The sequence below is a fragment of the Enterobacter cloacae complex sp. FDA-CDC-AR_0164 genome (assembly GCF_003071645.1).
In the GTDB taxonomy this organism is placed as follows: domain Bacteria; phylum Pseudomonadota; class Gammaproteobacteria; order Enterobacterales; family Enterobacteriaceae; genus Enterobacter; species Enterobacter ludwigii.
In genome coordinates this window covers 1696614-1707890 of record NZ_CP028950.1, presented here as the reverse complement: position 1 = coordinate 1707890, position 11277 = coordinate 1696614, and the positions used below count along the sequence as shown (strand labels likewise).

Below are 11277 nucleotides of genomic sequence, written 5' to 3'. Positions count from 1 at the left end.
TATGTACCAGTTTATACTGGGAAAGATCTCCACCCTGAGCGCAGACCCGCTGGCGTCGACGCTTGCACATATGGCACCTGCGGGTGCACGAAATGCATCCTGGCTGGCGGGGAGAACCTTGCTCGCCAAAACGCTTTCTCCTTCTCCGTTACCCGAGATCGTCTATGGTGAGCAAGGGAAGCCGACCTTCGTGGATGCGCAGCCCTTCTGGTTTAACCTGAGTCACAGCGGCGATAATATCGCGCTGCTGCTGAGCGACGAAGGCGAAGTGGGGTGTGATATCGAAGTTATCCGCCCACGTGAAAACTGGCAGGCGCTGGCTAACGCCGTCTTCAGCGTGGCGGAACATGCGGAGCTGGAGCGCGAAGACCCGGAGACAAAGCTTTCTGCTTTCTGGGGGATCTGGACGCGTAAAGAGGCCATCGTGAAGCAGCGAGGCGGTAGCGCCTGGCAGATTGTCAGCATCGACAGCACGTCGCAGACGCATTCGGTAAGCCAGCTCCAGTTCGGCTCGCTCAGTCTTGCCGTCTGCACCTCAACGCCTTATACCCTTACCGCCGGGACGATTGCTCACCACGGGATGTCCGTGGCATAAAAATCACCAGCACGCCGAGAATAATCATCCCGACTCCCGCCAGCCCGTGCCAGGAAAAGTGTTCGTTCCAGCCGGGCAACAAAATGGCCGCGGCCCACACCAGAATGTAACTGAGGCTCAGCAAGGCATACGCTTTGCTGAGCGCCATGCGATGCAACGCCAGATACCAGCAGCCCATCGAGGCCACATACCCCATGAGTCCCAGCAGCAGCGCGCCAGTACCGGATGATAAGTGCCAGAGCGCGGAGACAAACGCATAAAGCTCGCTGACTGGCGGCAGAGCCTGCATGGCATAGCGCAGCAGCAGCTGCGCCGCGCTGACCAGCATTACGCTGCATAACGCCCAGAACGTTCCTCTCACAGGCTTCCTCCGAGGATAACAATGCCGATGATGATGAACCCGACGCCCAGCCAGTGATGCAACGCGACTTTTTCATGCCAGAATGCTTTCGCCGCCAGGGTCACCCAGACAAAATTGAGGCTCAGCATAGGGTAGGCAACGCCGACAGGCAGGCGCTGCAGGACCACCAGCCAGACCAGCATGCCGCTGCCCAGCGCCAGCAATGCCAGGCCCAGCCACAGCATAATATGCGCGCCACGCCGCCCGGCTTTCGCCGGACGGGTGGCCTGCTTCTGACACAGCTGCCCTGCGCAGGTCAGCAGGCTTGCCAGTATCAACCAGAGCCAGGTCGTCATTGCGGTAAATACTGCAGCCAGGCCAGACGGCCCTGAATATACAGGCTGTCCGGTTCTGGCAGATGAGCCCGCTTAATATCGTCGTGTTTTGACAGCAGGATCACCAGTGACACGCCCCCCTGCTGGCGATGCGTTGCCAGCCACTGCGCAAAATTATCTTTCTCAACAAACCGGTCTTTCACATCCGGGTACGCTAGCCCGTAGCTCAGCTCGCCGCTCTGACCAAACAGAATGATGTCATTACGCTTAAGCTCCCACGCCAGCCCGGAGGCCACGCCAACATTGTTCGCCAGCACAAACCGGCTGCTCTGAAGCGGGTCACGGATGGTATCCACCAGCGACTGCGGCTGTTTGGAATCTACCACCAGGTTAGGAATGGCAAACCCAATCAGCAGCGCCACGCCAGCAGGACACAACGCCGCCAGCCACCAGCGCTGCGCGCTTTGCCGCACGGTAAACCAGCCGACAGCCGCCCAGACGAGAAACGCCAGCACCGCGCAGAAGACTTTATACAGCTCAACGGATGTCCAGACCGGATGCTTAGCAACCCCCCACGGCGAGACCACCAGCGCCGCTACTACGCCAATCACACCAAACGCCAGGTTAATCCCGCCGTTAATGCGTAACGCTCTGGCCCCTTTGTCCGCCGCGATGCAGGCATAGCGCGCCATCAGGATAGCCAGCGGAGCAAAACACGGCAGGATGTAGGTTGGCAGTTTGCCTTTGGCAATGCTGAAGAACAGCAGCGGCATCACGACCCACCCAAGCAGATAAAAGCCACCGCCCGTGTTGTCTCTTTCGCGCCAGCCCAGCCGAAACGCGCCGGGCAACAGCGCCAGCCACGGCAGACTGCCGGCCAGCAGGAACGGCAGGTAGTACCAGAACGGCGCTTTGTGCTGAGCATCGCTCTGGGCAAAGCGCTGAATATGCTCAACCCAGAAGAAGTAGCGCCAGAAATCAGGCTCTCGGTGCGCAATGGCCAGCGCCCAGGGCAGGACGATCAGCACACAGCTCACGATGGCCATCCAGCCAAAGATCAGCACCTCTTTCCAGCGCTTCTGCGCAATCACCCACGGCAGCACGCCTATTACCGGCACCGCCAGCGCCAGGAATCCTTTGGTCATCACCCCCATGCCGCAGGCAAGCCCGAGCAGCACGTAGCCACCCGCTTTTCCGGCCACGGTTTCAGCCTGCGAGGCCAGCCAGAAGCTGCACATAGCGGCCACCAGCCACAGGGTAATGATGGGATCCAGCACGGCGTACGTACCAATGCCATACACCAGGAACAGGGTCAGGAAGATAAGGCCGGAGAAAATGGCAACGCGCTTATCCCGCCACAGGCGCCACGCCATCCAGATCACCAGCAGAGCCGTCAACCCGGTTGAGAATATGGCGCCGGCGCGCACGGCAAAGTTAGTATGCCCAAACAGCAGTTGCCCGATACTGTTGATCCAGTAGCCCGCAATCGGCTTTTCAAAGTAACGCAGCCCCAGAAAATGCGGGACAATCCAGTCTCCAGACGCCAGCATTTCGCGGCTGATTTCCGCATAGCGCGTTTCATCAGGCTGCCACAGCAGGCGGATATCGATCGGAATGAGGTAGTAAACGATAAACAGTGCGAGAAGCGCTAAGCCATAACGGGCTGCTTTCATGATACCGGACTCACGGTTTGTTGATAGCCAAGCCAGCCTTCCCGGCCAGCCAGTTCATTACGCACAATTTTGCCCACGGGCAGGACGCTAAGATCCTCTGGCAGCAATTCGCTCAATGGACAAAACTGAATGCCCTCCTGAGCGGCCATCGTCAACAGTGCATCGAAATCATGCTGATACGCAATCCCTTCCACTTCCGCGTGGATGGTATAGACGGGCGTACCAGTGTCGCGATGAATGCAGTCCAGAATATAGCGATTGAACCCTCCGGCACTAACCTCGCGCCCAACCACTTCATCCCAGGTGGGAAGCGTGACCGGGATTTGTACCGTCCCCAGGCGATTCTCCCCGATGAGCGGCAAAAAAGGCCCGGTGCCGCGGCAATCGCTGTTGTAGCGAAACGCGAAGGGTTCTTTGGCTTTCACTACGCGTTGGTCGGCACGCCATCCCGCCACGGCGGAGCAGCGAATCGTCTGACCGGTGATGGCCTCCAGCTCCAGCATGCCGCGCTCAACTTCACGCGACAGGCGTGGAATATCCCAGACGCCAGCCCAGGCCTGCCAGGCATGGTGATCCCAGGCATGCAGTCCAACCTCATGGTGCTGCGCCGCGTCGCGGATAACGGCTTCATTACCCGCGCCAATGCGCCTGCCGGGCCATGCGGTTCCGGCCAGCAAAATATCCCAGCCGTAGAGAGAGGCTGCGCGTGAGCGCAGCATTTTGAACAGAAATGCCGGTTTAACCAGACGCCATAAATGACGTCCCATATTGTCAGGCCCCACGCTGAAGAAAATGGATGAGCGCACGTTGTGCTTGCTCAGCAGTTCCAGCAGTTTGGGTACGCCGTCACGCGTCCCCCTGAAGGTGTCGACATCAATGCGTAAACCGACTTTTCTCATGAGACCTGTTCCGACAGCTCCACGGTGCGCAGGAAGAAATCGAGCGTTTCATCAATGGTCTGATCCATCTTCACCGTCGGTGTCCAGTTCAGGCAGCGTTTCGCATTACGAATGCTGGGTTTCCGGTGCTCAACGTCCTGATAACCTTTACCGTAGTAGCTGCTGCTTTCCACTTCACGGAAACCGGCAAACGGCGGGAAGCGATCGCGCAGCGGATGACGTTCAAAGCTTGCCAGCAGCATCTCAGCCAGTTCGCGAATGCTCGCTTCGTTATCCGGGTTACCGATGTTGATGATCTCTCCGTTGCAGCGACCCTCTTTGTTTTCGATGATGCGGAACAGCGCCTCGATACCGTCGCTGATATCCGTAAAGCAGCGTTTTTGTTTACCGCCTTCGATAAGCTTGATGGGCGAGCCTTCCACCAGGTTCAGGATCAGTTGGGTGATGGCACGTGAGCTGCCGATACGCGCCGCGTTAAGGTTATCCAGACGTGGCCCCATCCAGTTAAACGGACGGAACAGCGTAAAGCGCAGACCCGCTTTCTCGCCGTAGGCCCAGATCACGCGGTCGAGCAGCTGCTTGGAGACGGAATAAATCCAGCGCTGTTTGTTGATCGGCCCGACGACCAGGTTAGAAGTGTCTTCGTCGAAGTTTTTGTCAGTACACATGCCGTACACTTCAGAAGTTGACGGGAAGATAATGCGCTTGTCGTATTTCACACAGTCGCGGATGATCTTCAGGTTCTCTTCGAAGTCCAGCTCGAACACGCGCAGCGGGTTACGGGTGTACTCAATCGGCGTGGCAATCGCCACCAGCGGCAGCACCACGTCACATTTTTTAATGTGATATTCAATCCACTCGGAGTGAATGCTGATATCCCCTTCCACAAAGTGGAAACGCGGGTTGTCGAGGAAACGACTGATGGCATCAGCACCGATATCCAGACCATAAATTTCGTAGTTATCGTCTTTCAGCAGACGCTCGGTCAGGTGGTTGCCGATAAAACCGTTGACGCCGAGGATCAGCACGCGGGTGCGGCGTTTGATGGCCACAACCGGTGCGCTGGTGATGAGTGCGCCAGTGACCAGCCCCAGAGACTGAGCCAGCTGCGCGCCCTGAACATAAACGCCGTTATCGGTTTGCCCGGTAACGATCTCCAGCGCCTGCTCGCCGCAGCTGACAATCAGCGGGGAAGCCGAGACAACGGTGCCCGGTTTGGCGGCAGGAATGTCGTCGCGTACGCGGGATTTCCAGACGATAAATTTACTCACGCCGGCAAAGCTGTACGCCCCCGGCCAGGGGTCGGTAACGGCACGCACCAGGTTGTGCAACTGACGAGCCGGCTTGTTCCAGTCCAGGCGACCATCTTCTGGCCGGCGACGGCCAAAACAGCTCGACTGGCTCTCATCCTGCGCGGTCTCGCTGAAGGTGCCGTTAAGGATCGCCGGCAACACATCACGTAGCAGGCTTTGCGCTACGGTGCAGAGCTTCTGATGAAGCTGCAGCGCAGTTTCATCCGCGTCGATAGCCACGCGCTGCTGCGCGATGATGGCACCGGCATCTGCGCGGTGCACCATACGGTGCAGAGTGACGCCGGTTTCCGTTTCACCGTTCACCAGCACCCAGTTCAGCGGTGCGCGGCCACGGTAGGCGGGCAGCAAAGAGCCGTGAAGATTAAATGCCCCTTTTGCGGCCAGACTTAAAATCTCATCGCAAATCAGGTTGCGATAATAGAACGAGAAGATGGCATCAGGCGCGAGCGCCCGGATGCGATCCACCCACAGCGGATGGTTGACATCGTCCGGGGCGTAAACCGGAATACCGCGCTCTGCGGCGATACGCGCCACCGAGCCAAAGAAGTTATTCTCTCCGGCCGTGTCCGGATGCGTGAAGATTGCAGCGATTTCATAGCCCGCTTCCAGCAGGGCCAGCGTGCCCGCACACCCCATATCGTGATAGGCAAAGACAACAGCTTTCATGGGTGAATTTCCTCTTGAGATGCTTTGTGTTCCTGGCGGACAACACGTTGAATAAAGTAGCGCGGACGTGCGCGAACATCGTTATAAATACGGCCAATGTATTCCCCGAGCAGGCCCATCCCGACAAACTGGGCGCCGATGAACATAAACAGCACGGCAAAGAGCATGAAGACCCCTTCCGCCGCCCACTGGGGACCGTAGATCAGGCGGAGTAACACCAGCAGCACGGAGAGCGCGAAGCCGAACACGGCAATGATGCTGCCGAAAACGCTCAACAGGCGCAGCGGCGTGGTGGTCAGGCAGGTGATAAGGTCGTACATCAGGTTGATGAGACGCATAAAGCTGTACTTCGACTCCCCGTGCTCGCGCTCGGCGTGCAGTACCGGGATTTCCGTCGCCTTACGGGCAAAGGTGTTCGCGAGAATGGGAATAAACGTGCTGCGTTCATGGCAGTGCAGCATGGCGTCGACAATATGGCGGCGGTAGGCGCGCAGCATGCAGCCATAATCGCCCATCGCTTTGCCGGTGGTTCGCTGGATCAGACGGTTGATTGTGCGGGAAGCCAGCTTACGGAACAGGCTGTCCTGACGGTTTTGCCGCACCGTGCCGACCACGTCGTACCCTTCATCGGCCTTTGCAACCAGACGCGGGATCTCTTCCGGCGGGTTTTGCAGATCGGCATCAAGCGTAATAATCAGATCGCCCGTCACGTGGCTGAACCCGGCCATAATGGCGGAGTGCTGGCCGTAGTTACGGTTAAGCAGCACGGCAACAATATGGCTGCCCTCGGCCTGCGCGGCTTCGGTCAGCATCAGCGCGGAATTATCGCTACTGCCATCATCCACCAGCAGTATTTCATAGGCTTTGCCGAGCGTGTCGCAGGCGGCCGTCGTGCGGCTGATCAGTTCGGGCAGGCTCTCCTGTTCGTTGTAAACGGGGATTACCACAGAAACTTTTTGTACAGGCGGTGCGCTGAACATATCAATTTCCTGCAAGCTGATGGAGCGCGGTAATGACGCGGGTTGTGTCGTCATGAGTCATGTCCGGGAAAAGGGGGAGAGAACAAATACGCGCGCTATTCCATTCAGAATTCGGGAGCGATACATCAGGAAAACGCTCGCGGTAGTATTTTTGCGTGTGCGCCGCGCGGAAATGCAGGCCGGTGCCAATGCCTTTTTCCTTCAGGGCTGCCATCAGGTTGTCGCGAGAAATCCCGCAGCGGGCTTCATCCACGCGAATGATGAACAGATGCCAGGCGTGGACGTGCGGCCATGAAGGAATACGCAGCGGCTGGAACGGCGTATCGGCAAGCTCGCGCAGATAGCGTTCAGCAATGTCATGACGTCGTGCGTTGGCCTCTTTCAGTTTGCCCAACTGCACCAGCGCCAGCGCGGCGTTGATATCCGCCAGGTTGTATTTGAAGCCGGGCGTGATAACTTCTGCCTGCGGCGCACGACCGTGCGTCTGGCGGTCGTAGGCATCCACACCCAGGCCGTGGAATTTCAGGCTACGGATCCGCTGCGCCAGTTGCGCATCGTCCGTGACCACTAACCCGCCTTCGGCGCAGGTCATGTTTTTAATGGCGTGGAATGAGAAAATCGCGGTGCCCTGCCAGCCCACGTGACGCGAGTGGTAGTACGTGCCGGCTGCATGCGCCGCATCTTCAATGACTGGGATACCGTGACGTTCCCCGATGGCGCGAATGGCGTCGATGTCACACGGCGCGCCGGCATAATGAACCGGAACAATCGCTTTTGTACGTGGCGTAATGGCGGCGTCGACCGCATCCGGCGTGACCATCAACGTATCCCGGTCCACATCAATCATCACCGGGGTTGCGCCCAGCAGCACAATCATATTCAGTGTGGATACCCAGGTCAGGGAGGGGGTAATCACTTCATCGCCTGGACCAATACCCAGCGCCATCAGCGTGACATGCATTCCCGCGGTCGCTGAGCTGACGGCAATCGCATGTTGATTCCCGGTTAGCTGACAGAATGCCTCTTCAAGCGCCTGATTTTTCGGTCCTGTGGTGATCCAGCCGGAGGTTAATACCTCCTGCAACGCCGCTAATTCCTCGCTACCCATGGACGGCCGGGAAAAAGGCAAAAAATCACTCATCATTAATTTCCTTGAAATAAGAATGGCACGCTGTTGATATTAACCAAATGCCGGCTCGTTTATTTCAACGAACCATAAACTTATATCAAGGTAGCTAACATTTCTTAGGGAAAAATTAAGAAAGACATTCCATTCACTTTGCCCACCCATTAACCACTTAAAATACAAAGAGTTAAATTATTATGAATTATTTATTGTGTGATCAAACTCGACCTTTGCCTGCAATTTTTTAAACCTAACATCAACAAACAAAAAAAATCCCGGCTATTTCTTTTAAAAGAATAAATAGCCGGGAACTTTTCTTTTTAGTTAATTGTCGCGCTTATTTTAAATTATCAGGAAAGTTTTTTGGTAACTCGCTCGCCGCACAGGCAATAACGCTTTCATTATTCGCCCCACAGTCGCGAACAAAGGTGATCGTCGCAAATTCATCAATGACTTCAGTGGGGTATGCCGGACCCGCATCACGATACGCATTCATCAATGGAATATGATCGTTCTGGAAGCAGACGGTTTTTTCTGGATTGTTGATCACCCAACGTGGGAAGAAGATGGTGCCGTGGAACAGTTTGTCACCCAGGTTTGCAATCAGGCTCACGTCGGTACCGGTTGGTTCTGTCCAGGAAATTTTATAGATGCTCTCCCCTACGCGAACAATATAAGCCTGCTGATCTTTCACCCAACGGTTCGCCACAATCCCGCTGTGAATACGGTAATCAAGGGTGGTTTCATTTTTGACATAAATCTCGTAGTTCCAGCCATTATCGTAGGTATATACAAGGTGTTTGCCGACGAAGCCGCTTAAGTCATGTTTGTCGAAGGTGTTCATAATGTGTCTCCTTTGTTTTGATGAGACGATCGTACCCCTTCAAAAAATGAATGAATAACGCTATGTTTGAATCAAATTCATCCAAATTTTAGATTAATCATGCATAAGACGACGCTTGAACAATGGTCATTACTGGAAAGAGTGGTCGAGGCAGGTAGCTTTGCCAAAGCAGCGGAAGAGACCAACCGCAGCCAGTCCTCGGTCAGCTATAACCTGTCGCTGCTGCAGGAGCGGCTGGGCGTGGCGCTGCTGGTGCCCGAGGGGCGGCGGGCTGTCTTAACCCCGGCCGGCGAACTCCTGCTCAACCAGGTTAAACCGTTGCTGAAAGCCTTCGCCTATGTTGAGACCCGTGCGGCAAGCCTGCGTAATGGAATGCGCACGCGGTTAGATCTGGTGGTGGACAGCATTTTCCCGCGCCGACGCCTGTTTGCTATTTTGCGTCAGTTCCAGCAGCTGTATCCGCAAACGCAGGTCCGCCTCACCGAAGTGCTGGAAAATAGCCGCACCGATGTCATTAATGATGAAGCCGACGTGATGGTGTTAACCCGCCGCCAGGACATAACCGGTCTTGGCGAATGGCTGATGAATATCGACTTTGTTGCCGTGGCGCATCATCAACATCCCCTCTTTAGCCTCGACGCGCCGCTTAACGACGATATGCTGCGCCCGTGGCCGCTCATTCAGATAGCCGACAGCCAGACCGCCGCGCGTGCGGCCGGTGAGTCGTGGACCTTTTCCACCATTGACGCAGCCATAGAGGCGGTGATGTCCCAGGTCGGCTATGGCTGGCTGCCAGAGGAGCGTATTCAGACCCAGCTTGATCTGGGGGTGCTTAAACGCCTGCCGCTTAGCCATGGCGCACGCCGGGCTACGCCGCTGCACCTGATTGTGAAACGCTCCCTCGGCCCGCTGGATGAACAGGTTGAGACCCTGCTGCGCCTTTTTAGCCAGGAGCCGCCATCCTCACCTGCTACGCTTTAAGGTCCGAACGTTAAACACGATAAGGAGCAGATGATGAAGATCGATTTTACGGGGAAAGTCGCGCTGGTGACCGCCTCTACCGGCGGGATCGGCTTCGCCATAGCCCGAGGGCTGGCTGAAAGCGGTGCGGAAGTGATCATCAATGGCCGTAGCACGGAGTCTGTGAATAAAGGTATCCAGCAGCTACAACAGGTTGTGCCTGGGGTGCAGGTACGCGCTGCGATTGCCGACCTCAGCACGGCTGAAGGGGTGGAATCGCTGCTGAACGTGGCGACCCACGTCGACATCCTGGTCAACAATGCCGGCATTTACGGCCAGCAGGATTTTTATGGCACCGACGATGACACCTGGGAGCGTTACTGGCAGACAAACGTGATGTCCGGCGTGCGTATCTCCCGTGCGTTGCTGCCGGGTATGGTGCAGAAAGGCTGGGGACGCGTGGTGTTTATTTCGTCCGAGTCGGCCTGCAATATTCCGGCAGACATGATCCACTATGGCGTGACCAAAACGGCGCAGCTGTCGCTCGCTCGCGGGCTGGCGAAGTTCGTGGCGGGAAGCGGTGTCACGGTGAACAGCGTATTGCCCGGTCCCACCCTTTCAGACGGTTTTGCCGGCATGATGAAAGACGAGATCGAGAGAACCGGCAAATCGCTGGAGGAACTGGCGAAAGAGTTTGTGATGACTCACCGCCCGAGCTCGGTTATCCAGCGTGCCGCGACGGTGGAAGAAGTCGCCAATATGGTGGTGTATGTCTGCTCGCCCCAGGCCTCCGCCACCTCGGGCGCGGCACTGCGCGTCGATGGCGGCGTGGTGGATGACATCATCTGATCCCTCAGACAGAACGGTCTGTGACCCGTCGGGCAGTAATATAGTGCGCCTGCCAGTAGTCATCAGTCAGGGTTGAAACGGTTACGCCCTGGCTGCGTGAGGCATGAATAAACTGGCTATTGCCGATGTACACGCCCACGTGCCTTCGGTCTGGACCGGTCAGAAAGAAGACCAAATCCCCCGCCTTCAGACGGTATTGCGCCACCTTCACGCCGCGATGGATCTGTTCGCCCGTCGTGCGCGGCAGATTAAGGTGCGCCGCATCGCTGAACAGATGCTGCATCAGCGCGGAGCAGTCCACGCCCCGATGTGTGGTCCCGCCCCACTGATAGTGGGTGCCTTTCCACTTCTGGTATTGATCAAGGATCCGGGTACGCAGTGGTCCTGTTTCCTGGTGCAGCAGCGCGGATTTTGCCGGAGAAAGGGCGAGCTCGCGGTTCATTGACAGCATCGACGCCGGCAGTTGAAAACTCAATGCCGAAAACGAAGCCAGACTTAACGAGAGGATTGAAATAAGCGATCTAAACGTCATATCAAAATAGATTCAGTGAGTGAATATTTTCCTTACCGGTGGGGGCCAACGTTCCCCCGAAATAGCGCTCAATGTGGCGATAATATAGACAGCTCGCTTTTCAACCAATTATTATTGAGACCAAAAATGGACTCACTTTCCGATCGCAAGATCGCGAAAAAAATG

General features: G+C 56.5%; 12 protein-coding genes. 3 read left to right on the top strand and 9 right to left on the bottom strand.

Annotated features, from left to right (window positions below; all coding sequences use genetic code 11):
• The first annotated feature begins 1 nt into the window (after position 1).
• Positions 2 to 595: a 4'-phosphopantetheinyl transferase AcpT gene (gene acpT, locus AM410_RS08280; protein WP_014172047.1), complete on the top strand. Its 594-nt coding sequence runs from the start codon at positions 2 to 4 to the stop codon at positions 593 to 595.
• Here acpT and arnF read toward each other — a convergent pair.
• The 8 genes from arnF to AM410_RS08240 all read right to left on the bottom strand — a co-directional run bounded on the left by arnF (position 552) and on the right by AM410_RS08240 (position 8771).
• Positions 552 to 956, bottom strand: coding sequence for a 4-amino-4-deoxy-L-arabinose-phosphoundecaprenol flippase subunit ArnF (gene arnF, locus AM410_RS08275; RefSeq protein ID WP_025202826.1), 405 nt, complete (start codon positions 954 to 956; stop codon positions 552 to 554). The genes acpT and arnF overlap by 44 nt on opposite strands.
• Positions 953 to 1291 (bottom strand): 4-amino-4-deoxy-L-arabinose-phosphoundecaprenol flippase subunit ArnE, encoded by a 339-nt coding sequence (gene arnE, locus AM410_RS08270; RefSeq protein WP_014172049.1) that lies wholly within the window; start codon positions 1289 to 1291, stop codon positions 953 to 955. Before arnE ends, arnF begins: the two co-directional genes overlap by 4 nt.
• The gene (arnT, locus tag AM410_RS08265; RefSeq protein WP_108647708.1) at positions 1288 to 2943 is read right to left on the bottom strand and encodes a lipid IV(A) 4-amino-4-deoxy-L-arabinosyltransferase; all 1656 of its coding nucleotides are present in this window, start codon (positions 2941 to 2943) and stop codon (positions 1288 to 1290) included. The genes arnE and arnT overlap by 4 nt, the downstream gene beginning before the upstream one ends.
• Positions 2940 to 3842 carry a 4-deoxy-4-formamido-L-arabinose-phosphoundecaprenol deformylase gene (arnD, locus tag AM410_RS08260; RefSeq protein ID WP_020884517.1) on the bottom strand — a complete coding sequence of 301 codons (903 nt, stop codon included), beginning with the start codon at positions 3840 to 3842 and terminating at the stop codon, positions 2940 to 2942. The genes arnT and arnD overlap by 4 nt, the downstream gene beginning before the upstream one ends.
• The gene (gene arnA / locus AM410_RS08255; RefSeq protein ID WP_047355829.1) at positions 3839 to 5821 is read right to left on the bottom strand and encodes a bifunctional UDP-4-amino-4-deoxy-L-arabinose formyltransferase/UDP-glucuronic acid oxidase ArnA; all 1983 of its coding nucleotides are present in this window, start codon (positions 5819 to 5821) and stop codon (positions 3839 to 3841) included. The genes arnD and arnA overlap by 4 nt, the downstream gene beginning before the upstream one ends.
• A complete protein-coding gene (gene arnC, locus AM410_RS08250) occupies positions 5818 to 6801 on the bottom strand; it encodes an undecaprenyl-phosphate 4-deoxy-4-formamido-L-arabinose transferase (protein ID WP_020884516.1) in 984 nt (327 codons plus the stop codon). The genes arnA and arnC overlap by 4 nt, the downstream gene beginning before the upstream one ends.
• A 1-nt stretch (position 6802) precedes the next feature.
• Complete coding sequence (gene arnB / locus AM410_RS08245) at positions 6803 to 7942, bottom strand: UDP-4-amino-4-deoxy-L-arabinose aminotransferase (RefSeq protein WP_041162895.1); 1140 nt, start codon at positions 7940 to 7942, stop codon at positions 6803 to 6805.
• Positions 7943 to 8264: 322 nt separating this feature from the next.
• Complete coding sequence (locus AM410_RS08240; protein WP_020884514.1) at positions 8265 to 8771, bottom strand: phenolic acid decarboxylase; 507 nt, start codon at positions 8769 to 8771, stop codon at positions 8265 to 8267.
• Positions 8772 to 8870: 99 nt separating this feature from the next.
• Here AM410_RS08240 and AM410_RS08235 point away from each other — a divergent pair, with 99 nt between their 5' ends.
• Positions 8871 to 9752, top strand: a complete 882-nt coding sequence (locus tag AM410_RS08235) for a LysR family transcriptional regulator (RefSeq protein WP_020884513.1) — start codon at positions 8871 to 8873, stop codon at positions 9750 to 9752.
• 33 nt (positions 9753 to 9785) lie between these two features.
• Positions 9786 to 10580, top strand: coding sequence for an SDR family NAD(P)-dependent oxidoreductase (locus AM410_RS08230; RefSeq protein WP_025202822.1), 795 nt, complete (start codon positions 9786 to 9788; stop codon positions 10578 to 10580).
• Positions 10581 to 10584: 4 nt separating this feature from the next.
• Here the strand turns inward: AM410_RS08230 and AM410_RS08225 are convergent, their stop codons facing one another.
• Positions 10585 to 11112, bottom strand: coding sequence for an NlpC/P60 family protein (locus AM410_RS08225; RefSeq protein ID WP_073397697.1), 528 nt, complete (start codon positions 11110 to 11112; stop codon positions 10585 to 10587).
• Positions 11113 to 11277 lie beyond the last annotated feature (165 nt).